Origin of the sequence: Psychrobacter sp. ASPA161_6 (assembly GCF_051970285.1) — a bacterium.
Classification (GTDB): Bacteria; Pseudomonadota; Gammaproteobacteria; order Pseudomonadales; family Moraxellaceae; genus Psychrobacter; species Psychrobacter glaciei.
In genome coordinates this window covers 81,951-108,403 of record NZ_JBEFNJ010000004.1, presented here as the reverse complement: position 1 = coordinate 108,403, position 26,453 = coordinate 81,951, and the positions used below count along the sequence as shown (strand labels likewise).

Genomic DNA, 26,453 nt, shown 5'->3' with positions numbered 1-26,453 from the left:
AGGCCACTCAAAGGTGGCCTTTCTACTGTTGCAGTGAGTCAATTACTGAGCATTGCGTTTGATAAACACGAGCAACGGATCAATCACATTGTTGTTGGCATCGTCGTCAGCGGAAAGTATATCGTTATGTGCATAGCCTTCACTCATATATACTTCAAAGCCGCCTTCTGACCCACCATAAGTTGGAATTGCGCTTAAATCTGCCGCGCCAGACAACATTCTTGGTGTCCCATTACACGTCATTGTGACACAAGGCGCGATTGCATTGGCAAAGCTACGCCAGAGCCCCGATACAGGTGTCAGACCGTTAGTACCACCAAAACCAATCACCGGCACATCAATCTTACGAGCTTGAGTTTGATTGACAATATCTGATCGGCCCCGTCCACCTTGGGCTATTGGTAATGATAATTTACTGGTATCCAGCCCCAAATTTGCACCACCTGCCGCCGCGTTGTTAGCAAGTAGCAAACCAGTACTAGGATAATACCAATCACTGTAGTTAGTACCACCGACAAAGAAGGATGGTGCGATGCGCTTCAGATTGGTTGGCTCTGCCTCAACACCCCAAATCAAAGACTGATTCGATAGCATGGTCGGCGCAGGCCCATTGTCAACAAAGACTGAACTTGGCAAGGGCTGATCATTATCTAACCATGTGAACACGCCATCAGCATTTGAATTGCCAATGCTACCCATTGATAGTTGAATGAATGCTGGTGTGAGGATATTATCATCATCCTGAAAAGTACCTACAGCAGCGCCAGCGGTCACTGGCACAGGACGATCGACAAGGCCTTCTACCTGCTGATAGACGCTATTTGTTTTGCCATTGCGATCTGCACCGAAACCTTGTTGTAGTATATTCTGGGTGCCATTAATCGTATCCTCAAATACCATTTGCATACCCAGTACTTCAGTCGATGCCACTAGCCGCGGACTTAGGCCTGGTAAAGCAATATATGAGCTTATTCGACCTGCTTGCGCTGCTGCATAAAGTCCACCATCAGCGGCAGCTTCCACAGCATCTAACTGAGCATCAGAAGGAGGCTCGCCTGCTAGCGCGCCACCTGAACCTTCCAGTAGTACCAGTCCTCGCAGCTTAGCGTAACCGGGCTCTTCAGCACCCATACCACTAAAATTAAAATCAGTCGCCGCATAACGTGCTACAAATCCCGTACCAGCAGAATGACCTGCTAAAAAGACGTTGCCATTACGCGCCGCTGCTCGTGCCAATTCGACTACCTCATTAATATCTTGTGAATGAACTTGAGGCGTCCAATTCACCATAAAAGGAACGTCACTTTGCTCATAAAATTCAGCACGACGATTCAACTCAGGACTCAGATCCAGATCCAGCTCACCACCAAAAAGAGAGTCTAAAGCGATCTTAACGTCTCTATTTTTTTCAGCAATATCCAGACCAGCTGTGTCCTCAAGTAATGTAGAGCGACGATCAAAACCCCATACCTCGACTGTCATTCCAGCAGCCTTCGCCTTTATCATAAGGTTTTCAGCCAGTCGGAAATAATTGTGCGCTGAGCCTAGTGTGCCGGGTATGGCAACTAGAATAGCGTCGGGCTGTTGATTGTCTTGATCAGCGAGTGCGTAACGCGTATAACGTGCTTGGTTGAGATCAGCGTTTGCACCTAAATGAGTGATGAGTTTGGGATTACTGACCATCACGCCTTCGGTACCAGGGGTTTGTGCTGCTTTAGCAGGACTCGATACAGTCGTGGTCGATACACACATATCATTTACTTGGATAGCATTAAGTACCGAGGAACAAGGCTCAATTACCGAAGGTGTGCTAGTAATATTATTGTCATCATCAGAAAAACATCCTGCCAAAGCAATGCTAGCTGCAAAAATAGTAGCCGCATGAACGGCAATCGAAAGCTTATTCAGTCGCATTTAAATCTCCATTTCCGGCTAGACCGGCAACATTTCCGTATGTAAGATTTTTTATATCACATAATTATTACATTGTGTTAAATTTAAGTAATAAATAAAAAATAACAGGTATAAAGCACGCTAGATTATGAGTCATAACTCACTGAATATTAAGTAATTTTACTCTTAAGACAGTAAAGCCATTTGCGCTAATTTTACAGCTAATGCCTGCTATCAAGTTTTACAAACAAACAATGACGTTTTAGTTATGCGCCCTGACGATGATAATCAAACTACATTTTTTTTGGCGATTTATGGCCTAAACTTTTTTAAATTCTATTCCCACGGCGCGCACAGCCCTGCGGATGGCACTCGACCAAAGCAGTACTTTGCTTATTCTCACTTATTTTTCCTATTCTCACCTATATAGTCAAAGCACTTTTAAACCGCTACGGTGTTACCTGTCCTAGATGTACTCAGTGTACTATCTGCGGTCAGTCGCCTTGTAGTGATTCTAAAATTCCTTGACTATAGGATAATACGCCATAAAAAAGACAGCCTAGGCTGTCTTTTTTGGAGAGTAATCTATTAGCATAAGGCGAGGCGATATTGCCATCTCAAACTGAGTGGGATTAGCGAATATTTTAACGGTATTGAGCAAAAAACCATTTGCCACTTGACCTGCCACATCCTCAGCCTATATTTTATCTGAGATAATGGCAGCTAAATATGGCTTACGCATTCAGACTTCAAAGAGGCGTATGTTTAAATCAAAGGTATGCTGATTTCTTTTCACAGATAACATCCATGTAGATTTGAATGATACCTAACAAAAATCATCTTATAAAAATTTCTCGAATATATCGTCAATATATCTGTCTACCGCTTCTGTATCATTACTTACTTGTGCATAAGTCCTCAAACCGATGAGTTGAATTTGGAAGTAGCGCGCCAGTTCGTTTGGATCTTTATCACTGCTTATTTCACAGTTATCGATGGCTTGCTCAAAGGCTCTAACAAAAGAGGTCTCCACACGTTCTAAAATGCTTGTCGCATAAGTCAGTAACTCTGGGCTGTCGTTTTGTGTGAGCTCAGCGATGGTTTTGACCACCATGCACATGCCGCTGGGTGCAGTGCCTTTGCTACAGACAGTCACACTGCGGACAAACCGCTTGAGGCCAGCTAGGACGGTTTTTTCTTGCGCAATGCCATTGGTAAGATTGACCGCCCCTTGCTCAGCATAACGGTTTAAGGCTTCTTTAAACAAATTGTCCTTGTTGCCAAAAGCGGCATAAAGACTGCCAGGGCGCATGTCCATGACCTCCTGTAAGTTTCTCATGGAGGTGGCGTGGTAGCCTTTTTCCCAATAAAGATTTTTGGCTTTTTCGATTACGTCATCACGATTAAACTTCGCTTGTTCACTCATCATGTTCACCTTAAAAGCTATTGTTTTATAAAACTGCCATCTTAAATTCTGGAAAACTAAGTCACACTAGTCTTATTGGTAAAGTTAATCTCAAACTACAAAAGCATAACCATTATAACGTGTTACTAGGATAACTGTTTCTTGCGTGCTGTGCCTATGTGTCTACGCCGATAGAGGCGATAAAAAATTATCCTAGCAGCACTGTATTGGTGCTAACCAGTTACTCCGGTTTTAGTGCCAACACTTTATCGATATCTGTCGCACTGTGACGGTTTTCCAATTGTTCCCATGCTTCGCCCCACGTGCGGTTGACGATACGACCACGTTGTACTGCGGGACGCGCTAAGATAGCTTTTGCCCAACGCTGCACATGGGTGTAATCATCGACTTGCAAAAAGTCTTTTGCCTCATACTGATTGCCCAGCACCAAGTTGCCATACCAAGGCCAAGTGGCAATATCGGCGATACTATACTCATCACCGGCAATAAATTCATTTTTTGCCAATTGCTTATCAAGCACGTCCAACTGGCGCTTGGTTTCCATGGTAAAGCGATTGATGGCATATTCAAATTTTTCGGGTGCATAAGCATAAAAATGCCCAAAACCGCCGCCCAAATACGGGGCAGAACCATGTAACCAAAATAGCCAGTTAAAGACTTGGGTACGTTTACTGCCGGCTTTAGGTAGTAATGTATCAAACTTTTCAGCAAGATAAAGCAAAATAGATGCCGATTCAAATACCATTTCAGTCTCTGAGACAGAGCGATCAACGAACGCTGGGATTTTTGAGTTGGGGTTGATATCGACAAAGCCTGATGAAAACTGATCGCCGTCGCCAATATTAATCATATGGGCGTCGTATTCTGCATCTTTGCCTAGCGCTAGTAGCTCCTCTAGCATGATAGTGACTTTTTGACCGTTGGGCGTGCCCATCGAATACAGCTGCAAATCATGCTTGCCGACTGGTAATTCTTTCTCATGGGTAGCACCGGAAACGGGGCGATTCACACTGGCCCATTTACCGCCACTCTCTGCATCATGCGTCCAGATTTTGGGAGGTACGTATTGGTTTTCCATTTTTATTATTCCTGTTTTTATATTCGAGGTTATTTAATATCTTTGGCAAAGTTTTGTGGATATAAGGCGCGTGCAGCTACGTCATCAAAATCTGATTTGAACTCAATGTCTTTGGCGATATTGCGAGCTTTATCAATCGCAGGACGAGTGTTTATACTGTCAAACCAACGTTTGAGATTCGGGTAATTGTCTAACCCTGCTTCGCCCAATACAAAGGCGGCCTTGTCAACCCAGCCCCAAGCAGAGATATCCGCAATAGAGTAGGTGTCTCCAACCAAGTAGTCACGGCCTTCCATGTGCTTATCTAGCACTTCGTAATGACGCTCTGCTTCACGAAGATAACGATTGATCGCATAAGGGTTTTTTTCAGGTGCTTTATGTCTAAAGTGCACTGATTGACCAGAAAATGGACCTAGGCCTGTCGCGACAAACATTAGCCATGACAGCATCTCGCCTCGGTCTTCTGGCTTTCCAGCAAGCTTGCCTGTTTTTTCAGCCAAGTACATCAAAATAGCTGTCGAATCAAAGACTCGGTGGCCATCATCTTCGATAGCGGGCGCTTTACCGTTTGGGTTAATCGCGCGATACTCAGGCGTGTGTTGCTCACCTTTCAAAGTATCTACCGGCATCAGCTCGTAAGCGAGGCCTGTCTCCATAAGATACAAAGCCACTTTCATTGGATTAGGCGTTTGGTGAAAATAAAATTTAATCATAATACTATCCTTAAAGGGTGAAAAGAATTTAGATGTCCGTCGCGTAGCTACAATAAACATAAATGAACGACCGTTCAAGTGTATTTTGACCAATTATTTGTTTTATTAAGGTCAACTGTAGCGATAATTTTTATTAGACAGACTTTTGTGGTCGTAATAATAAGGCGAGTCCAATTGCGACAAAAGCGGCAATGCTAGACATCATATAACTGATACTAAAGTCGCCAGTAAGCTCTGCGAGATAACCTGCTGCCACTGGTCCGAGCGCCTGCCCACCCGAAAAAGCAAAAGTCAGCGCTGCGAGAGCACTTGCTGCCGCCGCAGGTCCGAAATAATCGCCAGCGGAGGCTGCCATAATGACAGGCACGCTCCAAACCACCAAGCCAAACAGAATGATGGACATATACAGTCCTAAAGTCCAATCGGTCAATCCGACCAGCAGATAAGCGATGGCCAGAAAGAAAAAAGCCAGAGCGAGCCCAAGACGTCTGCCAATGTGGTCAGAAATCCAGCCAAAGAGCATACCTGAAAAGACACTAAGCAACCCAATCCATGCCCAAATGCCACCTGCAGTCGCTTCGCTCAGTTGATATGAGCCAACCATGCTAGTCACGATAAAAGTCACGTAGACCATATAAGTGGCGCCATAAATAGCAAATATAATGCCCAAATGCACAAGCAGCTTGATATTGCTACGCTCTAGTTTTTTCTTATTCTTTACAGGTAAGGTTGGAGTGCGCCCAAAGGGACTTTGATTGACATCGTTTGGGTGATTGCGAATCAAAGTGAAAGTAAGACAAGCCACCACAACATTGATAATCGCAAAAATTAACCAGCCTGTTTGCCAAGACAGTAGTGTGAAAACAGGTAGGAGTTTTGGGACGACAAAGCCAGACAAAATAATACCAAACCCAGGACCAGCCATGACCAGTCCTAAGGCAAGACCACGGTGCGAAGGAAAAAACCAATGCGACATGACGCTCATCATCGGCAAAACCACGCCGCCGCTACCAATACCAGTGAGCACATAAAGTGTGCATAGTAGAGGGAAGCTTGTGGTAAAAGCCATACCAAGCATAGAGGCAGCAATTAAGAGAAGGCTGGCCGTCCCAGTAGCTCGAGTACCAAATCGAGGTAGGATGAGCGGGCTTAAAATAACGGCGACGAGATAGCCTATCAGGTTAGTAAACCCCAATATGCCGCTTTGAGTATAGTTTAGTTCCAAAGAAGCCGACATAGATGGCAGTAGCATCCCAAAGGCAAACCGTCCTAAGCCAAGTCCGCAAAACATCGCTACAGCGCCTGTGGCAGCTACTATCCAAGCATAATGTAATCCACCTAGTCTAAGGGGAGGCGTGCGACCTTGGTCTTCTTGTTGAATGATCCCATCATGCATTGTGATTCTCCGATAAGTGGAGAAGAGCACGTTTTGCGATCACAGTGCTCATGTTAGATAGATCGAATAAAGCGGTTATCTGGCTTAAAGTATTACCCATTTTACACACATCCTTTTGTGTTTAGGTCTCGTAGAATTTCCAAGCGACTGCGGCATGATCGTGATATAAGCAGCTTTTGCTGCTTCCTTAGCGACGGATATCAACTAGATCTCTCTGATCATCATCATGCACAATACAAATGAGTATAACTTTGCCTGAACGTTCGTTCAATAGGGTTTTACATAAGAAGCTAAATACTTCATGAATGACATAAAAAAATGCCAGAACACTTGAGGGACTGGCATTTTGATTACTGCTTCTACGGTACAGTCTGCATACGGATGTCTTTCTGCTATTACAGTAGTATTTTTCTTTGATATATAGATCTCTCAGTTGCTTATTCGCGTTCAAATTTTCAAGGCAACCGTAAGTATTAATAGATCAGTGGTTGATCATTGAAGTTTTTAATCATTTCCTGCTTATACATTCATCCCAATATGGCGGTGTACCATAATAGTCTGTCATAAAATCAATAAAGCACCTGATTTTGTGAGGTAGCAGTTTTCTATGGGCATAGATGGCATATAATCCGATAGGGGTCGGTTCATATTCAGATAGCACTATGACTAGCTTGCCAGCATTTAATGCTTTACTAGCAATAAAGGTCGGTTGCAATACCAATCCAGCGCCTTCAATGGCTGCTTCTACCAATACGTCGCCATTGTTACTCCGAAAAACACTACTTTCCTTGAGTTGTTTGGCTTTTAGGTATTTGAAAACGTGTCCCTTAGTGTCTATATTCATATAGCTATAATGCAAATAGCGATGCGCTTCTAAATCCTCAAGTCGTTTAGGTGTACCGTGAATATTAAGATAGTCGGGCGATGCGCATAAAACCACACGAATAGGTGCGATTTTTTTAGCAATAAGTGATGAGCTTTCAAGCTGTCCAATACGCAGTGCAACATCAAACCCTTCTTCAACAATATCGACTTTTCGGTCGCTTAGCTGTAGATCAACAGTGACTGAAGGGTAGCGTGATTGAAAGTCAGTGACCAATTTTGCCATATGCTTTAAGGCGAACGAGACGGGCGCACTGATTCGTAAGATACCTTTAGGGAGCTGCTGTAAACCGCCCAATTGCGCCTCCATTTCATCAATACTCAATAAAATCTGCTGCGCATGGATAAAATACTGGCTGCCAGCCTCAGTCACGCTTACTTTACGAGTCGTACGATTGAGCAGGCGAGTATGTAACTGCTCCTCTAGTTTTGCAATATATTTGCTGACCAGTTGTGGTGAGAGCTGTGTCGTAGTTGCCGCCTTACTAAAGCTGCCCTCATTCACCACCGCTACAAAGGTACGCATCGCATCGATTCTGTCCATATTACTTCCTACTACCAGTTAGTCGTCAAATAAATTATAAACGTTTTGTTGTTAATCATTCAATATTATCTATCTTACTCTTTTAATTTATTGATAGTAAAGTGTGTTCATTCCAATAGGTCGAACAACTTTAAATAATAAACATGATGGAGTAATCATTAGTGAAAACGTCAATACTACATAAGGCTTTACTATCGAATGCTGGTGCAGCTGCTCTAATATTACGTGTACCAATAGGTTTGATTTTGGCCGCCCATGGCGCGCAAAAGCTATTTGGTTGGTTCGGTGGCAATGGGCTAGCAGGCACTGCGCAATGGCTGAGTAGCATGGGTATGGAGCCTGGTTTGCTAATGGCGATATTGGCAGGCGGCGCTGAGTTCTTTGGTGGTCTTGCCTTAGTCTTGGGCTTACTCACACGACCTGCCGCACTGGTTGCTGCATTTACGATGTTAGTTGCGATCTTCTCTGTACATATCGGTAATGGTTTATTTGCCGCTGATGGGGGTTATGAATACGCCTTAGTCTTGATGGTCGCTTTGCTTGCTTTAGCCGTACAAGGCGGCGGTTCTCTTAGTATGGATAAAGCGTTATCAGAGAAAATAGGGTCGGTTAAATAACGATCGAAGATAAAACCTGCGAAAAATTGTGCTTTTTTAATCTCAATGTTGACACTTACCAGTGCTTTATTTGTCATTGAAATAAAGAGCAATGGGGTAATAGCTAATGGGTAATCAATAACAGCCAAGCCGCCCGTATTGTTTAATAGATAAAAGGGCTATCATAGGCCTCTTTAAATATTTGGGAATCAACGATGAAAAACATTTTTATTATTGGGTTAGCCACTATAGCCCTAGCGGGATGTAGTTTATTAAAGAGCGAGGCTATATCCGCTCCTCAAGTAAAAAATGAAGTGGCGACATCGGGACAGATAGAAACAGTGATCGCTTTGCCTATTCGTCCAGGGAATGTCATGGCTACGGCTGATGGTCGGGTGTTTTCTACCGTGCATCCGAACGATGGTGAACAGGGGGTGCAGTTATTTGAAGTGACTGGCGCCAACAGTTATCAGCCTTGGCCTTCAAATAAGTTTCAATCACCTAAAGGTCAGTACAGTGAAGCGACCATTGATACGCCACTAGGTATCACCAAAGACAATCAAGGTGGGTTATGGATTGTTGATATGGGTCAGCACATCGGTAAAACTCGTGTTTGGGGCTTTGATATTAAAACCGGTGCATTAATTAGCAAAATCGATATACCTACAGACATCGCACCCAAAAATAGCTTTGTGCAAGATTTAGTGGTTGATAGAAAAAATGGATTTATTTATTTGGCTGATATTCCTAATCCAGCTATTATTGCCATTGATATAAACACTAATGAAATACGTCGTTTTGGCAATCACGTCGCTTTACAACCTGAAGCTGACGCAAAAATGGTGATCAATGGCGTAGATATCATGCTAGGTGGTCAGCCGACAAATAATGGTATCAACCCAATCACGATGTCCGCCGATAACAATACGATTTATTTTGGCGCGATGAATGGTAAGTCTTGGTATAGCTTAGACGCGACCTTATTTAGAGCGAAAGCCAGTGATGAACAGATCGGCAATAGCATTGTCCGTGTTGGTGACAAGCCAGTTTCAGATGGTGCCACTACAGACAGTCATGGAAACCACTACTTTACCAACTTAAACGATAATGGCTTAGATGTGCTTGATAATAAAGGACAGCTAACCTCGTTGGTACGAGACAGTCGATTTGATTGGCCTGACAATGTGTCTTTAGATGCAAATGGATGGTTATATGTTGCAGTCAATCAATTACACAAAACACCACAGTTCACTGGCACCGTCGATCAAGGTCAGCCACCTTACTATATCTACAGAGTGTGGGTAGGTAACCGCTAATGTAAATACAGGTTGTTTTGTTTAGGGAGTGTCCTCAATCTGAACGAAAGCGACTAAATGGGCTAAATCTTGCCAAACTGCATCAAATAGCTGGTCAATATCCCAATATTATCTGCACTATTTTTCTTGCTTGGCTGCAATTTATCTCATTTTTATCACCATTTTCAAAATGAAGACACATCCTAGTAAACTAAATCATTTATTTTTGATGATATATCAAAAACTATGCTGCGGAGAGAAAAGAAAGCTATTGCTGATAAGCCAGCTTGCAGAGCAAGGCAAACTGGTGAGTAAAAGCCGAATTTATAGTCTATTTGTCATTTCAAAAAGTCAGGATTCATAAAGGCAGGGTTTGGATAAGTATAAAATCCTTCGCCAGTCGCAGCACCCAGTTTATTTTGATCGATCAACTGCTCTTTTAGATACTTAGCGGCCTTGAATCTGACTGGGTTTTGAGTTGTTTCAGCGGCTAGCTTAGTGATGTTGTAGGCCGTATTGATACCTATGGTATCCAATATGCCAAATGGCCCTACAGGCGCGCCAGTCACTATCATCCACGTCTTATCTATTGTATGCGGATCGGCAACTTCTTTGGCTAGTAATTGCAGGCCTGCGTCTATAAAGGGCGCTAATAAACTGTTCATTATGTAGCCGGGTTGCTCTTTGTCCAGCGGTAGTGCCACCATGCCAATGGCGGTAGCAAAAGCAACAACATCATCAAACACTTTAGGATCTGTGCCAGGATGCCCCATGATTTCAGCGACATTATGCATCCAAATTTTATTGGCAAAATGTAGGGCTAAAAACTGAGCAGGTCGTCCCGTTGATTCTGCAAACTGGCTAGGGAGTAAGGTTGAGGTATTGGTGGCAAATATGGTTTTCTCTGGCGCTAGTTTGGCAAGCTTTTCATAAAATTCGATTTTAATTTTAGGAATTTCGGGAATAGCTTCAATCATTAGATCGGCATCTTTGACCGCTTCTGCTAAGTCTGAGGTATAGCTCAGATTTTCAAAGGTCTTGTCCAACTGCTCTTGCGTTGCTCCCAAATCTTTTCGAAAAGCCTTGCTCATCAATGGAAATTTTGACTTTGCTTTTTCCAAAACCTCATCATTAATGTCATAGACACTGACATTAAAGCCATGGAATGCGGCTTGAAAAGCAATTTGATAGCCTAGGATGCCGCTTCCAGCGACCGTTACATTTTTATACGTCATTGTATTCATTTCCTAAAAGTAGTGGATATAAGTCGCTAGATAAATGTCTAAAACTTATAGACCTATTATTAAGTCAATTTACTTTATTATTCAACCTTCATTTCTATAAAAATATTAGGGTCGGTCCTCAATTAGTTGACCATTACATCTTGGTGATGGTTGAGTTTATTTATGATAATTAATTCTTTCCGGTAATATTTGATAATAGGGTCTGTTGAACATTCAAATGTGGCACTGGCGGTAGCTATTTTTTAGACAATACGCAGTGAAATTTTTGACGCCTAGTCGTTCTAGGTTAGATAATTTCACCATGTATTGGCAAAAAATAGCCCTGCCCTGAAAGGCTGATGCTAAAATCACCCCAAACGTTGTTGCAAACCTAACTAAGGTCTCGACATTATCGTCGGTTTACGCCTAGTTTGATGCGATTTTAGCAATCAGCAGTCCTAATATTTGAATGTTCAACAGACCCTAATCAAATTTAGCAGGTGCTACACTTAGATAGCTCTTTACTATGAACTGGAGAAACTCATTGCGCGCTATTCCTTATAAATCTATTGTTAGCGCACTATTACTTATAGCTGTCGCAGGCTTTTTAGTGTTTCGCTGGTGGCAAGGACCGCTGTTGCCAAGCTATAAAGTATCTTCTATGCCTTTGGTACAGACGGTAGTAGCGACTGGACGTATCGTTGCAGTCTCACGTACTGAGATTGGTAGTGAAGTGGCTGGTGTGGTATTAGAACGACTGGTACAAGAAGGTCAGCAAGTAGCAGCTGGTGATTTATTGCTAGTTCTTAGCGCCGATGAAATTACTGCTCAAGTGCGTCAAGCAGAAGCAGAACTGGCAGAGCTGGTCAGTAGTAATCGTCCACAGGCAGCAGTGGATTTGGCCAATGCCGAAGTTGCATTGGCGCAAGCTAGCCGTAATGTCGAGCGGAGGCGTGAGTTAGCAGCCATCTCGGCCATTTCTGATGAAGAAATGGAACAGGCAATCCAAGTACAAAAACAAGCCCGTAATGACCTTGAAAACGCCCGCCTCAAAGCAAAGGCATTATCCACTGGTGGTGTAGAGGAGGACTTATTACGTGCCCGTATCGCAGCATTGCAGGCGCAGCTCAACAAGACGCAAGTACGTAGCAAAGTATCCGGCACTATCTTGACTCGTAATGTTGAGATAGGGGAGTTAGTACAGCCGGGTCAGAGCTTATTCACTATCGCTCTCGATGGTAATACTGAGATACGAGTACCGCTTGATGAGCGTAATTTATCAAGCCTAGAAGTTGAGCAACAAGCGGTCGCTATTGCTGATGCTTATCCTGATAAGCCATTCCCAGTGCGTATCAGCTTTATTGCGCCAAGCATAGATCCACAGCGTGGTACGGTAGAAGTGAGATTGGCTGTCGATCCTATACCTGAGTTTTTGCGTCAAGATATGACGGTATCAGTAAATATCGAAACGGATAGACGTGCAAAAGCCTTGGTGGTTCCTAATGATGCGTTAGCCAATGTTAAAAAAGACAATGCTGACGTTCTGCTATTACGCAATGGTAAAGTACAACGCCAACAACTGAGATTAGGATTGCGTGGGTTGTCAGCATCAGAGGTGCTCTCAGGTTTAAGCGCAGGCGATGAGATCTTGGTTGATGCCACTGCCTCACTAGCTGATGGCGCACGAGTTAGAACCGTTCAGCAAGCAGCCCCTTTTGCTAATACTGATGCTGACAAGATAACGACGGCAAATGATGAGAGCCAATCAGTGGAGACAGTCAATTGACGGCTTTTTTTGGTAGATTTTGGATTGATGCAAACATTGCCATCAGTTTTTTGCGCGAGGGACGAATACAGTCACTGATGATTACGTTGGGAGTGGCAATAGGTGTTGCGGTTATTATATTTATCACCGCATTGATTCAAGGATTGCAGACCAACCTTATTGATAGCACCCTTGGTAGTCAGGCACATATTCGCTTAGTGTCGCCAGATGAAGTCAACCTAATAGCGCCGCCTGTTGATGATACGCTACAACTGATACAAGAGGACAAGCGTCCGCAGCGCCTGCGTTCAATCAATAATTGGCAGCAAATCACTGATACTTTAGATCAGCTGCCTCTCTTAACAGCAGTATCACCAAACGTATCTGGGCCTGGTTTCGTACGGCGTGGTGAGGCATTAGAGTCAGTGATACTAGTCGGTACTGATTTGGAGCGCTATCAAAAAATCATACCACTCAGTGAATATTTAATCAGTGGCGAGCTACGAGTGAGCGCAGATAATGTATTGATTGGCAGTGAGTTGGCTAAAAACTTGGGTGTAGAAGTCGGTAGCAAACTGCGCTTAGATAGCGGTCAAGACGATGATGATAGTAGTTTCGATAATAATTTCAATAATAATCTCAATAACAACAGCGCTGTAGTCAATATCGCTGGTATATTCGAGCTTGGCGTACGAGAGCTTGATGCACGCTACGTTTATCTAGACCTAAAACAAGCGCAGTCCTTACTAAACTTGCCGGGTGGTATCACCGTTATTGATCTGACTGTTGAAGACATTTTTGAAGCGGAGGAGATCGCTGCGCAAGTTGGACGTTTGACCTCGCTACAAGCAGAAAGCTGGATAAAGACCAATGCCCAACTGCTGAGTGGTCTCACTGCTCAAAGCCTATCTAGCAATATGATCGTAGGTTTTGTAGCGATCTCAGTGGCTTTTGGCATTGCCAGTGTGTTGTCGGTCAGTGTGGTTCAGCGTACGCGAGAAATTGGTATTCTACGAGCAATGGGCGCGACCCGACAGCAAATTTTGCGAATATTCTTGATTCAAGGGGCTGTATTTGGCTTGTTAGGCTCGATTGTCGGTAGTGGCGTAAGCTATTTATTGGTATGGTCTTTTAATACCTTTGGACCCAATATATTTACGATTCCAATATCGATAGACTTGATCTTAGTGACTATGTCGTTAGCAACGCTAACCGGTATTATAGCCGCCGCTATTCCAGCGCGGCGAGCAGCGGCACTTGATCCCGTGGTGGCTATTCGTTATGTCTAATACTGATTCCACAGACACTCTTAACAGCCGTTCTACTAATTTTTCTAATAAGACGTCAACCCTTATGTCCAGACAATCTCACGAAGTCTTGCGTTTAGAGGCGCTCAAAAAGTCTTATAACATCGGTCAGCCTAATGAGATTGAGGTGCTTCACGGTATTGACTTAACTATTGGTACTGATGATTTTGCAGCCCTGATTGGTCCTTCAGGTTCAGGTAAAAGTACTTTGTTGAATGTGCTAGGGTTATTGGATCAGCCAACTAGCGGTGAGCTGTATCTGTTGGGTCAAGCAACCAGTGCTATGAATGATGCTGGTCGCACCGCTTTGCGCGGCAGTAGTATCGGCTTCGTGTTTCAGTTTCATCATTTAATTCAAGCTTTCAGTGCCTTAGATAATATCTTGATGCCTCTAACGTTAACACAGGGTCGTCCAGATAAATTCGCTATCCAAAAAGCGCGCGAGCTGCTAGCAGCGGTTGGTCTAGAGCGCTTTGCTGACAGCAAACCTAACGAGCTCTCAGGTGGACAGCAACAGCGTATCGCCATTGCTAGAGCGCTTATAACTGAGCCTGCATTATTATTAGCCGATGAGCCTACGGGTAATCTGGATACCGTTACGGCCGGAGAAGTGTTCGAGCTTTTCCGAAAAGTCCATCAGGAACGTGATTGCGCAGTATTGCTGGTTACTCATGATCCGCGCTTGTCAGCATCCTGTGATCGAACGATTAACTTGGTTGATGGTCGTATTGATAGTGATACGTTGAATAATTAAAAAATGTAGGGTCTGTTCCACATTTGAATGTTCAACAGACCCTAATATTAGCGGCGTGCTTGATTAGATAAGTAACCGCTCATCATTACAATTATAGAGAAGAAAATTTACCAATTTTATCCTACCATCACAGAGGAAGTTTTTATAAAGTTACAATACGAAAACTTCCCAAGTTAATGTCTACGGATTTGAAAGCATAGGTCAATGTTATCGAAGACTATTATGATAGATCATTAGCATGGATAAGCGATGTTTAATAAAGCTGCTAATATTCTGCCAGAACTAACTCAACAGCACACCGCATAAACCGACAACAGCTATAACACGTTGAATAATCAAGCTGTCTTGCAGATGAGTGTTTTGATAGGTAGCAACACCTTTGCCGACAGTATATAGACTTAGCATGGCAACAATCATACCGATAAAGAAGCCAGCAGTACTACTGTTGGCAGGAACTTCAATGGCATGTGCCGCACCATGGAACATAGCGAGTGCACCAAAGCCAACGATGGCTAAATTATGCCATGTGTTTACTGATGCCTCGTTGCTTTGATTCGGTGCATGGTTAAAGTAGCGGCTCATAAGTGCTAGGGTTAATAAGACGATAGACAGTAGGATACCGAATTCAATAAACGTGCTGTTAAGGCTCACACTTAAACTCAATGCAAACCCTGCTACCAAACCAATGCCTAATGAGGCAAAGCCTTTTTTGAAGCTGTGCATTTGGGTAAATAGTATGCCCATGCCCAGTGCTAGCATCAGATGGTCGAACCCAGTCAAAGGGTGCAACATACCAGACAATATTGAAAGGCTAAATGAGCCATCTGCTGCCATCGAGCCATGTCCTGGGTGAGCAAATGCCAGTGTCGGTAGCGTTGCCAACCATGTTAGCAGTGCTAAGCCACTGGCATTTGCCGTTTTGTTAGTCAGGTTTTTGCGTGTCATGGATTGTGAGGTTTTTATGGTCATGATAAATCCTTAATTTGTAAACGAATCGATATGATCACTGTTTGATAACCCGCTTACCATTCAGTAGTTTTAAGAGCACCTATTTATGCCATAGCATATGGCATTACAGGCATGGTCTTACGCTATGCTTATCATGCCTTTATCAAGAATAAAGGCAACAATGTCATCAACGCCTTCACCCGTTTTCATGTTGCTAAAGACCACAGGCTTATCGCCGCGCATTTTTTTGGCATCACGTGCCATCACCTCAAGTGACGCGCCTACGTAAGGGGCAAGGTCGGTTTTATTGATAATGAGCAAGTCCGATTTCATGATACCAGGGCCGCCTTTACGAGGGATTTTGTCGCCTGCCGAGACATCAATGACATATAGCGTCAAGTCGGATAATTCAGGGCTAAAAGTGGCTGCCAAATTATCGCCACCAGACTCGATGATAATAAGCTCAAGACCTACAAACTGCTGCTGTAATTCGGCGATGGCAGATAGGTTAATCGAGGCATCTTCACGGATGGCAGTATGCGGGCAGCCACCCGTTTCGACACCACGAATGCGCTCGGCTGGCATGGCCTCATGACGCGTTAAAAATTCAGAGTCTTCTTTGGTATAAATATCATTGGTCACTACTGCCATGTTGACGTCATCGCGCAGGCGTTGACACAATCTCAGCGTCAATGCCGTTTTTCCTGAGCCTACAGGGCCACCAATACCTAAGCGTAGTGGCGATAATGTCGTGTCTGAATGTTTGTTTTCGACTTTGGGTGTCAGTGCCATAAATAAATGTCCTCAATAAGTGTTTGGGTTATCAGCGATTAAGAGCGAAATAAGCGACTATATTGCCTTTCATGCTGGCAAGACAGGAGCGCTAAATTTGGTAAGTTGGCTGATATCTGTAGCTGTTGATAAAGTAGATTTAGCTTTGATATTGCTATGTCAGGCGTATCTGCCATTAACGGCAGCCTTTGAGCGTACAAAAAGCTTTGCTTGACGCTAGCAGCCAGTGGCTGTACTTGTTGGCTTAATAGCTGTTGCAGCTGCCAAATGATTCGCTGTCCTGCCATTTGTCCAAGCGGTACGGTCTTGACCGCAGCCAGCACCATATTTTCGATTTGGCCAAAGGCGTAAGTGGTCATGGCTTGTACAGGGTTAAATTGCCAGTGCGAGCTGATATGGGCAAACAGTGGCAAAAACCCATGAGCGAGTAAGCTATCAGGCACATTAAGCTCAAGGACATTATCAAGCCATGCGGACAAAGACAGCGCCAATTGACTTGACTCATAGACGAACTCTTTGGTTTCGCGGCTAGCGTGGTAATCTGCACCTATAGCATCAGCAAGTGCGACGTCCTCAATCATAAGGGCTTCAATAATGAGTGCTAGTAGCGGTAGCTCATAACGACATAATGCCAGCTCCAGATAATCACTCATAAAATCCATACTACTGCTTTCATCATGAATAAGCCCTGACTCAATAGCCGGTTCTATACCTTGCGAGTAGGTATAACTACCAATAGGTAAGTTGCTTGACGCCAGCATGAGCAAACGTCCGGTCACATCTGCATGATTCAGATCATTTATACCTTGTGCGGTACTGGCAGGATGCTGGGAGTGCGTGGCATGATTAGTCATGAGAGTTGCCATGGGTGTGTGAATGGTCGTGATCGTGATGACTATGATTGTGATTATGATTATTACCATGATCATGAGAGTGAGAATGTCCGCCTTGATTGCCTTTATAAGCACCCGTTTCTGGCTCAAACGGCGCTTGTACGGCTTGGGTATGTAGGCCAAGTTGATGTAACATCGCTTCTAAAACATGGTCAGGCTCAAAGTAGAGGGCAGTAGGGGTCAGCATTAAAGGCACATGGCGGTTGCCTAAATGGTAAGCGCCTTTCATAAGGTCAAAGTCATTATCGGCAGTCACTTCGATTAAAGCTTGCTTGGCAGCCATAATCTGTATTAAATTACCTTGATGGTCTGCTAGCACACTGCCATTCTTAATGGTTTCCGTACGTGGCAAATCAACACCAATGGATTCTTGATGCTGGGTTTTTGCTTTAAAACGGCTACGCTGACGGGTATCGAAATCTAAATATAAAAAGTTTTCTGCCTGTTTTTGGCCATCAATCACGGCTTGTTGTTCAGCGCTAAGGGTTGATGGATCGAGGCGTTGCGTATAAATGTTCATAAGTATTTTTATAGTCCGTTAAAGTAGATGATTCACAGCTGATAGGGGATTATCAGCACGACAATAAAAAGCAGCTAGAATAAAAAATAGCGCTGTGCCATTGGCAGATAGTCGGCAGGCTCACAGGTCAGCAGCTCACCATCGGCATAGACTTCATAGGTCTCAGGGTTGACCTCCATCTGAGGACAGTAGCTGTTAAACTTCATGTCTTGTTTGCGTACCTTGCGAATGTTGTGTACCGCTTTGATGACCTTTTCTAATCCTAATTGCCTATCAACACCCTTATCAATAGCCGCACTTGACATAAAGGTGATGCAAGTCTGCGCCACTGTCTTGGGGAAGCTGCCAAACATGCTGCGATAGTGCACAGGCTGCGGGGTAGAGATAGAAGCATTGGGGTCACCCATAGGTGCCGCTGCAATCAAACCGCCTTTTATAATTAAATCAGGCTTAACACCAAAAAATGCAGGCGACCACAACACTAAATCTGCCCATTTTCCCAACTCAAGTGATCCCACTTCATCACTAATGCCATGGGTAATAGCGGGATTGATAGTGTATTTTGCGAGGTAGCGTTTGATACGAAAGTTGTCATTGCCGCTATCAGAATCCGTAGGACTTAGCATGATATTGTCTAAGGATTGCTCAGTTTTAGCTGATTGATCAGGAGCAAGGTGACCACGCTGGGCTTTCATTTTATCAGCCGTTTGCCACGTGCGAATAATGACTTCTCCCACGCGTCCCATCGCTTGCGAATCACTACTCATCATGGAGATAGCGCCCATATCTTGTAAAATATCTTCAGCGGCAATGGTTTCTTTACGAATACGGCTTTCTGCAAAAGCGACATCTTCAGCAATGGCTGGGCTTAGATGGTGACAAACCATAAGCATGTCGAGATGCTCGTCAATGGTATTAATAGTAAAAGGGCGTGTTGGATTGGTTGATGAGGGTAAAACATTGGTTTCGCCAATAGCTTTTAAGATATCTGGTGCATGACCACCGCCAGCGCCTTCGGTATGGAAGGTGTGAATACAGCGGTCTTTAAACGCGCCTAGAGTGCTATCTAAATAGCCACTTTCATTTAACGTATCAGTATGAATAGCCACTTGCACATCGTATTCTTCAGCCACGCTAAGGCAGTTATCAATGGCTTTGGGCGTGGAGCCCCAGTCTTCATGAAGTTTAAGCCCGATAGCTCCTGCTTCGATTTGCTCTACAATGGGGGCAGGTAGACTAACGTTGCCTTTACCTAAGAATCCGATGTTCATCGGAATAGCATCAGTGGCTTTTAGCATGCTGTGAATATGATAAGCACCAGGAGTACAAGTAGTGGCAAGAGTACCTTCAGCAGGTCCCGTACCACCGCCTAACATTGTGGTTACACCAGACATCAATGCCGTCTCACATTGCTGCGGTGCAATGAAATGAATATGGCTATCGATACCGCCAGCAGTCAAGATTTTACCTTCTCCTGCGATAATTTCGGTAGCAGCGCCAATAGGTAACGTCACGTTAGGCTGAATATCAGGGTTACCAGCTTTACCGATACCACTAATGCGACCCTCTTTGATAGCCACATCTGCCTTATATATGCCGCTGTAGTCCACAATCAGAGCATTGGTAATAATAGTATCGGCAACTTGCTCACCTATTAGCTGTGACTGACCCATGCCATCGCGGATAACCTTACCGCCGCCAAACTTAACCTCTTCACCAATGCTAACACTATCAATATCAGGCTGGTGATCAATATGACTGGTCAAATCATACTCAACCTCAAGCCATAAATTAGTATCTGCTAAGCGTACCTTATCCCCTGTGGTAGGGCCAAAATGTTCGGCATAAATACGTCGGTCAATGCGTTTTTTCGAGGTGTTTTGAGAGGTTTTAGGGTCTACAACGCCCATGACTTTGCCGGAAAAACCATATATGTGTTGATTACCTGCGATGGCAACCAATTCCACTTCTCGTGCTTGTCCCGGCTCAAAGCGTACAGCAGTGCCAGATAGGATATTGAGTCGATAGCCAAGCGTCGACTCTCGATCAAAGCTCAGTGCTGCATTGACTTCATAGAAGTGATAATGAGAACCGATTTGAATAGGGCGGTCGCCGGTATTGATTACTGCTATGGTTTGCACGCAGCGACCAGCATTCAATGCCATATCGCCTGCTTTAATCTTATATTCGCCTACTTTCATCGTCATTTTTATTATCCTTAATCGTCTTACGGCAATGGCTCTAATTCAATATCGTTGTATATGGCCCCATAGCAAGCAAGCTATACGATGGGGTTATGTACCGTCACCAGCTTAGTGCCATCGGGGAAAGTGGCTTCAACTTGGACATCATGTATCATCTCTGCAATGCCTTCCATGACGTCATCGGCAGAGAGATAAGTGGCTCCTTCACTCATCAGTTGCGCCACGGTTTTGCCATCACGCGCGCCTTCCATTAGTAACATGCTAATGTAAGCGATAGACTCAGGATAATTGAGCTTGACGCCGCGATTTTTGCGACGTTCCGCTACCATACCGGCTGTAAATAGTAAGAGTTTATCTTTCTCTGTAGGATTTAATTGCATAAAGCTTCCTTAATAATTATTGTGCTTTAAAGACTATGAACCGTTTTTAATCTTCATAAAGTAAATGTGCTAAGTTAAATGTACTAAGTAGAGTCATTCCGGTTTGATTCAGCATTGTTTAGGAATGCGATTAAGTGGGAGCACAAGATATTAAGTGTCCCAAATTCTCGGTCGATGAGGCTCAAGCTTGTACCATTTAGACCTAATAAGCTCGCGGACTTGGTAAAAAGCCTCAAAGCAGGCACGCACATCTGCCCCTAAATAACGGCAATTGATACCTTGAAAATTGTGAGTACAGTGAATGGGTAGTGACTGCGTATCAATGAGCTGGCGTATCTCGGTAATAGTGGCATCTAAATATTGACCAAGCTTGAGCGGATTATTCTGTAGTTCTGGCGCAATGACCTCTGTGCTAGGTATTGCCCAAAAAGAGCCATGCACATGTTGATTGTTCAGTCCTAATGGTGAGGTAAACCAGCACGTATTGGCTTGCTGGGAGGTGCACTCACTGACCAATAAATCACTCTCACGCCATACCTCTAAGCGGTTGGCATAATGACCATTAGCAAACGTCTCTTGATACGCTTGACGTCCAAATACCGCAATATCCCAAGTCAATAAACTTGCCGTCTTAGCCAAATAAAAGCGATTATTGGCAGTAGAGATAGAATGATCGTAATAGATACTTTCTTGTGGTAGCCATTCAAGAATGGCGTGGTCATCGAGGCGGGCGTCGATATGCTGTTCTGCGCTGACAACATCATTAAAACAGTCGTTAGAAGTGTTGCTGTTTGCCGATTGAGTACCGTTGTTAAATTTTGATGAGTCGCTGGGTCTAGAGGATCGTAATGATTTGCGTTGCCCGTACCATTTACCGGCTCCAGGGGTAGTAATCACCGCATGGCTGTTAGAGTGTAGGTCAAATTCCAATGTTAAGCGGTCATCATCGGCGATACCAGCAGGAGGATACAACACATAAATATGGCAAATCCCTGCTTGACTGTTATCAGTACTATCAGGCTCAGGATACAGCGCACGCTGCACCATTAATGCCCCAGTATGGGCACGATGATACAGCCGAGTTTTTGCAGCATTAGAGGCGCAGTCGAAATGAAGCTGTAGTGAGGATTGCCAAGTCAAAATTGTGTTCCCTTTTAGAAAGTGCCCTTTTAGAAAGTGCCCTTTTAGAAAGTGCCCTTTTAGATTGCTACCAACTCTTGAATGTTGTTTTTTGCCATGTCAACTCCAGCCCCTCGAGCAACCACTTGTCCTCTAGAGAGCACGGTATAGTTATCAGCAAGCTCTTCTGCAAACTCATAAAACTGCTCGACCAGTACAATGGCCATTTCACCTTGATAACCCAAATCCCTAATGACCCGCCCGATGTCCTTAATGATAGAGGGCTGAATACCTTCAGTCGGCTCATCAAGTACCAGCACAGATGGCTCGGAGGCAAGCGCACGAGCAATAGCGAGCTGCTGCTGCTGACCGCCAGATAGATCGCCACCGCGCCGATGCTTCATCTCGTCCAGCACTGGAAATATATCATACAAGTGTTTGGGTACTTTGCTTGCTTTTCGTTGAGAAAATTTCGCCATGCCAATCAGAATGTTTTCTTCAACGGTCAAAGTGGAAAAGATATCACGTCCTTGCGGTACATAAGCGAGTCCTGCGCGTACACGCTGCTCAGGCGTCATCTGACTAATGTCCTTACCGTCTAATAAAATTTCACCTGATTTTATTGGTAGGATGCCCATCAAGCATTTAAGCAAGGTGGTTTTACCGACGCCATTACGACCCAGTACCACGCTACATTCTCCTACAGGGGCGGCGAGGGTGACATCACGTAAAATGTGACTGCCACCATAATATTGATTTATGGCATTAATTTCTAACATATAAGCACCTCTATTTTTTAGGTCTATTTCTAAGCACTACTATCAATTATCGACCCAAGTAAGTCTCAATAACGGCCTCATTATTCTGTACTTCATTTAACGTGCCTTCAGCCAAAATAGCGCCATTTGCTAAGACCGTTACTTTCTCACTGATGGCATCAATGAAAGTCATATCATGCTCAACCACGATTAAAGTATGATTCTTTTTAAGGCGCAGACATAACTCAGCGGTATGTTCCGTTTCGGCATCTGTCATGCCTGCCACTGGTTCATCAAGTAAGATAAGTTTTGGTCTTTGCATCAACAACATCCCAATCTCTAGCCACTGTTTTTGACCATGAGATAACAGTCCTGCTGGCTTGTTAATCAGATCTTTTAGGCGTATTTGATCAAGCGTTGAGTCAAGCGTATCTTGGATTTCTGTATCAATACGAGTAAACCAGCTTTTTGACACTCGCTTATCCTTTGGCGCGGCCAGCATTAAGTTATCAAGTACGGTAAATTTCTCAAACACGGTAGGTTTTTGAAACTTACGGCCAATGCCTGCTTCCGCTATTTCCTCGGTAGATAGTTTGGCTAAATTATGTACTTGACCGAAAAATGCACTGCCTTTAGTAGGACGCGTTTTACCCGTGATGACATCCATTAAAGTCGTCTTACCTGCGCCATTAGGGCCGATGATGCAGCGTAGCTCGCCTGCCTCAATGTATAAAGATAAATCATTGAGTGCACGGAACGAGTCAAACCACACGCTAACGTCTTCTAAATACAGCGCAATACCATGTCTCATATCTGGCCCTGATTTGGGAACAGGATGCGCCAAGCCTCCGCTATCTCCGTAATCTTCAGCCAAAGTAGTGACTGGTCGGGTAGGCGTGTTTTCTGCGACCGTTATGTGTGGTGTATTTTTAGAGTTTTTCATTGGATTATTGATACTAGGGTTGTTTTTAACAAGCGCATCGTTAGTAACTTTTTGGGAAGTAGCAACATTAGAAGGAGCAGCATTAGTTATTAACATTATTCTTTTTCCTTTTTAAAACGATCAAGTACGCCAATGATGCCGTTAGGGAGAAATAAAGTAACCACCACAAATAATCCACCTAGGATAAGCAACCAAAACTCAGGGTAGGCGACGGTAAAGTAAGTCTTAATTGCATTGATTGCACCTGCGCCTACGATAGCACCAATGAGTGAACCTCTGCCTCCCGCAGCCACCCATACTGCCATCTCGATAGAGTTGACGGGGTTCATCTCACCCGGATTAATGATGCCAACTTGTGGTACATATAGAGCACCAGCGATACCAGCAATGACTGCAGACAATACCCAAGCAGAAAGCTTGTACCAAAGCGTGCGATAGCCTAAATACTGCAAGCGATTTTCACTATCACGAATGGCACCGAGCACGCGCCCATAAGGCTGGCTCATCAGATAGCGTAGTCCAAGATAGGACAGTAGCAACGCCAAAGCGGTCGTAAAACACAGTACAGCTCTCGTTGAAGAGGCAGTGATGTCATAGCCTAATAGCGTGGTAAAACCTGTAAAGCCATTGTTACCACCGAAGCCTGTTTCGTTACGGAAGAATAATAAGGCGGCAGCATAGGTCATGGCCTGAGTAATAATCGAAAAATAAACCCCTTTGATTTTTGAGCGAAAAGCAAAATAGCCAAAGATAAAAGCGACCAGACCCGGAACTAATACCACTAGAGCCATTGCCCACCAAAAGTGTTGAGTGCCTGCCCAATACCACGGCAGCTCGGTCCAGCTTAAGAAACGCATAAAGTCTGGTAAGCCCGTGCCAGCAGTTTCACGCGTCAAGTACATGCCAAAGGCATAACCTCCTAGCGCAAAATAAAGACCATGACCTAAGCTTAGAATGCCGGCATAGCCCCAGACCAAGTCTAAAGCCAGTGCTACCATGGCGAGCGCCATTATTTTACCAATCAAAGTTATCCAGTAAGCAGACAGGTGAAAACTAGAGGTTTCAGGTAGTAAATGGAGCCAAGGCAATATCAGTAGCACTAAAAAACACAAACCAATCAAAATGGCATTACGTGGGGAATCAGATAATAATTGAGTCAAACGCATGAGGTTCTCCTTAATCCACAAAACGGCCTTTGAGGGCGAATAAACCTTGTGGACGTTTTTGAATAAACAAAATCACAAGAACCAGTAATACAATTTTAGCCATCACAGCACCAATGCCAATCTCTAGCACCGTACCACTGACACCAAGACCTAAAGATGCCAATACCGCGCCCCATACTTGCCCAACACCGCCAACCACGACGACTAAGAACGCATCAATAATATAAGTTTGACCTAAGTCGGGTCCGACATTGCCTACTTGCGCCAAAGCACAGCCAGCGAGACCTGCGAGACCCGAGCCAAGTCCAAAAGCCAACATATCGATGCGAGCAGACGAGATACCCACTGCACGTGCCATTTGCCGGTTTTGAGTGACAGCGCGCACAAATAGCCCAAAGCGAGTCTTGTTAAGTAAGTACACCAGTAGCATAAGAATTATGATGGTAAAGCCAATAATAGCGATACGGTTGAAGGGAAGCACAAGGCTCGAGGACACTTGATAGGCACCGCTCAACCAGTCGACATTGCTGACTTCGACGTTTTGCGCGCCAAATATCATCCGAACCAACTGCATAAGAATCAGACTGACACCGAAAGTTGCCAGTAAGGTTTCAAGCTCACGACCATAAAGCGGGCGAATAATGATTCGTTCGATAATCATGCCGATAATGGCACTGACTAAGAAAGCGACTGGTATAGCAGCAACCAGATACCATCCAGTCATACTAGGAAAATACGCTTGAAAGAGATTTTGCACCATATAAGTGGCGTAAGCGCCAATCATAATGAGCTCACCGTGAGCCATATTGATGACACCCAGTAGCCCAAAAGTAATGGCCAGCCCTAATGCCGCGAGTAGTAAGATACTTGCCGTGCTAAGCCCCGTGAATAGATGACCTATCCAAGTACTGATGGTAATGCGCTGCTCAATACTATCCTCAGCATCTAACAGCGCAGATTTGAGCACAGGATTGATATCATCTGCCGCCAATGCTTTTTTGACATCAACTAAGACTTGTGGGCTATCGCTATCGGCGAGCACGGTAATCGCGGCAATTTGCTTGGCGACGTCGCCATCTCTAAAATCAATCCTCGCTTGTAAAGTACTCAACGCCGTTTTGACATCATCGTCTTCCTCATTAGTGGCAGCAGTACTTATGAGTGCTGGATCTAGCTGTTCGATATTGTCCGCTAAGATGGCAACTGCCTGCACACGTTGCGTAGGATCGTTTGACTCAAGCTTAACCTTGGCTTGTCCAAAGACTAAGGCTGAGCGTAGCGTATTGGTCAAAGTCACTTGCGCCAAGTCGCTAGGCCACTCAGTGGTCAGCTGCTTAGCAGGATAAGTAAATAGCTCATCTTCGCTGTTAAGTAGATAAGTTTGCCCACCATTACCTTGGTATAGCTCATCGTTTTTTATCAGCTCAACTAAAGTATCCAAACTCTCAACTGACCCCGGCCACTGATTGAGCATGGTTTGGCGCTTGGTGAAGTCAGCAGCAACGAACTGCTCGATAGCGTCCCCTTTACTTACCGTAAGATTAGCGGGCGTAGTAAGAGACTGCTTATTTTGAGCAAGTAAGGTGTCGTCTTGAGCAAGTAAGGTCTCTTCACTTACAGCATTGGATGTCGCTGCCACAGTATTAGTCGATAGTTTCTCGCCATGGCTGTGTACTACTGGCGTCTCGTGAGCATGGGCAGCTGATGTGATAGCAATGAGGAGGAGTAAAGATAGTAAGGCGATGATAAAAGTCTTATTAGAATAATTGGCTTGCGCGTCACTTTTATAATAGGAAGGAGAATGTGACATGATGGTTCCTTTTTTGCAGTCAACACTCCTCTAACCTCTACTGAAAAC

The 26,453-nt window shown here is 44.2% G+C and carries 23 protein-coding genes; 5 read left to right on the top strand and 18 right to left on the bottom strand.

Translation table 11 applies throughout. The features are described 5' to 3' along the window. Positions 1–42 precede the first annotated feature (42 nt). The 6 genes from ACTQ9T_RS11470 to ACTQ9T_RS11445 form a co-directional block, all read right to left on the bottom strand. Positions 43–1,914, bottom strand: coding sequence for a hypothetical protein (locus ACTQ9T_RS11470; protein WP_440465142.1), 1,872 nt, complete (start codon positions 1,912–1,914; stop codon positions 43–45). Positions 1,915–2,734: 820 nt separating this feature from the next. Further along, positions 2,735–3,319, bottom strand: coding sequence for a TetR/AcrR family transcriptional regulator (locus ACTQ9T_RS11465; RefSeq protein WP_439293596.1), 585 nt, complete (start codon positions 3,317–3,319; stop codon positions 2,735–2,737). Between the two features lie 220 nt (positions 3,320–3,539). After that, positions 3,540–4,397 carry a glutathione-dependent disulfide-bond oxidoreductase gene (yghU, locus tag ACTQ9T_RS11460; protein ID WP_010200983.1) on the bottom strand — a complete coding sequence of 286 codons (858 nt, stop codon included), beginning with the start codon at positions 4,395–4,397 and terminating at the stop codon, positions 3,540–3,542. Positions 4,398–4,426: 29 nt separating this feature from the next. Further along, complete coding sequence (locus tag ACTQ9T_RS11455) at positions 4,427–5,110, bottom strand: glutathione S-transferase family protein (protein ID WP_440465141.1); 684 nt, start codon at positions 5,108–5,110, stop codon at positions 4,427–4,429. Between the two features lie 133 nt (positions 5,111–5,243). Then, positions 5,244–6,506: an MFS transporter gene (locus ACTQ9T_RS11450; protein ID WP_440465140.1), complete on the bottom strand. Its 1,263-nt coding sequence runs from the start codon at positions 6,504–6,506 to the stop codon at positions 5,244–5,246. 508 nt (positions 6,507–7,014) lie between these two features. Further along, positions 7,015–7,932: a LysR family transcriptional regulator gene (locus ACTQ9T_RS11445; RefSeq protein WP_440465139.1), complete on the bottom strand. Its 918-nt coding sequence runs from the start codon at positions 7,930–7,932 to the stop codon at positions 7,015–7,017. 161 nt (positions 7,933–8,093) lie between these two features. Here ACTQ9T_RS11445 and ACTQ9T_RS11440 point away from each other — a divergent pair, with 161 nt between their 5' ends. Both ACTQ9T_RS11440 and ACTQ9T_RS11435 read left to right on the top strand, forming a co-directional pair. Then, on the top strand, positions 8,094–8,549 hold the full coding sequence (locus tag ACTQ9T_RS11440; RefSeq protein ID WP_440465138.1) for a DoxX family protein: 456 nt from the start codon (positions 8,094–8,096) through the stop codon (positions 8,547–8,549). Positions 8,550–8,743: 194 nt separating this feature from the next. After that, on the top strand, positions 8,744–9,844 hold the full coding sequence (locus ACTQ9T_RS11435; protein ID WP_440465137.1) for an L-dopachrome tautomerase-related protein: 1,101 nt from the start codon (positions 8,744–8,746) through the stop codon (positions 9,842–9,844). A 317-nt stretch (positions 9,845–10,161) separates the two neighbouring features. On the opposite strand, the gene ACTQ9T_RS11430 is transcribed toward ACTQ9T_RS11435, so the two are convergent. Then, complete coding sequence (locus ACTQ9T_RS11430; RefSeq protein WP_440465136.1) at positions 10,162–11,058, bottom strand: 3-hydroxyacyl-CoA dehydrogenase; 897 nt, start codon at positions 11,056–11,058, stop codon at positions 10,162–10,164. 532 nt (positions 11,059–11,590) lie between these two features. Here ACTQ9T_RS11430 and ACTQ9T_RS11425 point away from each other — a divergent pair. The 3 genes from ACTQ9T_RS11425 (at position 11,591) to ACTQ9T_RS11415 (ending at position 14,872) form a co-directional block, all read left to right on the top strand. Next, positions 11,591–12,832 carry an efflux RND transporter periplasmic adaptor subunit gene (locus ACTQ9T_RS11425; RefSeq protein ID WP_440465307.1) on the top strand — a complete coding sequence of 414 codons (1,242 nt, stop codon included), beginning with the start codon at positions 11,591–11,593 and terminating at the stop codon, positions 12,830–12,832. After that, on the top strand, positions 12,829–14,100 hold the full coding sequence (locus ACTQ9T_RS11420) for an ABC transporter permease (protein ID WP_440465135.1): 1,272 nt from the start codon (positions 12,829–12,831) through the stop codon (positions 14,098–14,100). Before ACTQ9T_RS11425 ends, ACTQ9T_RS11420 begins: the two co-directional genes overlap by 4 nt. A 64-nt stretch (positions 14,101–14,164) precedes the next feature. Next, complete coding sequence (locus ACTQ9T_RS11415; protein ID WP_189582290.1) at positions 14,165–14,872, top strand: ABC transporter ATP-binding protein; 708 nt, start codon at positions 14,165–14,167, stop codon at positions 14,870–14,872. A 282-nt stretch (positions 14,873–15,154) separates the two neighbouring features. On the opposite strand, the gene ACTQ9T_RS11410 is transcribed toward ACTQ9T_RS11415, so the two are convergent. The 11 genes from ACTQ9T_RS11410 to urtB form a co-directional block, all read right to left on the bottom strand. Next, a complete protein-coding gene (locus tag ACTQ9T_RS11410; RefSeq protein ID WP_440465134.1) occupies positions 15,155–15,841 on the bottom strand; it encodes a HupE/UreJ family protein in 687 nt (228 codons plus the stop codon). Between the two features lie 117 nt (positions 15,842–15,958). Continuing rightward, positions 15,959–16,612 (bottom strand): urease accessory protein UreG, encoded by a 654-nt coding sequence (gene ureG / locus ACTQ9T_RS11405; protein WP_440465133.1) that lies wholly within the window; start codon positions 16,610–16,612, stop codon positions 15,959–15,961. Positions 16,613–16,650: 38 nt separating this feature from the next. Beyond that, positions 16,651–17,466 (bottom strand): urease accessory protein UreF, encoded by an 816-nt coding sequence (locus ACTQ9T_RS11400; RefSeq protein WP_440465132.1) that lies wholly within the window; start codon positions 17,464–17,466, stop codon positions 16,651–16,653. Continuing rightward, positions 17,459–18,025: an urease accessory protein UreE gene (ureE, locus tag ACTQ9T_RS11395; protein WP_201588641.1), complete on the bottom strand. Its 567-nt coding sequence runs from the start codon at positions 18,023–18,025 to the stop codon at positions 17,459–17,461. Before ureE ends, ACTQ9T_RS11400 begins: the two co-directional genes overlap by 8 nt. Positions 18,026–18,099: 74 nt before the next feature. Then, complete coding sequence (gene ureC, locus ACTQ9T_RS11390) at positions 18,100–20,232, bottom strand: urease subunit alpha (RefSeq protein WP_440465131.1); 2,133 nt, start codon at positions 20,230–20,232, stop codon at positions 18,100–18,102. Between the two features lie 74 nt (positions 20,233–20,306). Next, positions 20,307–20,609 carry an urease subunit gamma gene (ureA, locus tag ACTQ9T_RS11385; RefSeq protein ID WP_010200554.1) on the bottom strand — a complete coding sequence of 101 codons (303 nt, stop codon included), beginning with the start codon at positions 20,607–20,609 and terminating at the stop codon, positions 20,307–20,309. Between the two features lie 150 nt (positions 20,610–20,759). Next, positions 20,760–21,749: an urease accessory protein UreD gene (locus tag ACTQ9T_RS11380; RefSeq protein WP_440465130.1), complete on the bottom strand. Its 990-nt coding sequence runs from the start codon at positions 21,747–21,749 to the stop codon at positions 20,760–20,762. Positions 21,750–21,808: 59 nt separating this feature from the next. Then, positions 21,809–22,507: an urea ABC transporter ATP-binding subunit UrtE gene (gene urtE / locus ACTQ9T_RS11375; RefSeq protein ID WP_440465129.1), complete on the bottom strand. Its 699-nt coding sequence runs from the start codon at positions 22,505–22,507 to the stop codon at positions 21,809–21,811. Between the two features lie 46 nt (positions 22,508–22,553). Beyond that, complete coding sequence (gene urtD, locus ACTQ9T_RS11370) at positions 22,554–23,525, bottom strand: urea ABC transporter ATP-binding protein UrtD (RefSeq protein ID WP_440465128.1); 972 nt, start codon at positions 23,523–23,525, stop codon at positions 22,554–22,556. After that, positions 23,525–24,595, bottom strand: a complete 1,071-nt coding sequence (gene urtC, locus ACTQ9T_RS11365; RefSeq protein WP_010200558.1) for an urea ABC transporter permease subunit UrtC — start codon at positions 24,593–24,595, stop codon at positions 23,525–23,527. Before urtC ends, urtD begins: the two co-directional genes overlap by 1 nt. Before the next feature lie 10 nt (positions 24,596–24,605). Then, complete coding sequence (urtB, locus tag ACTQ9T_RS11360) at positions 24,606–26,405, bottom strand: urea ABC transporter permease subunit UrtB (protein ID WP_440465127.1); 1,800 nt, start codon at positions 26,403–26,405, stop codon at positions 24,606–24,608. Positions 26,406–26,453: the final 48 nt, after the last annotated feature.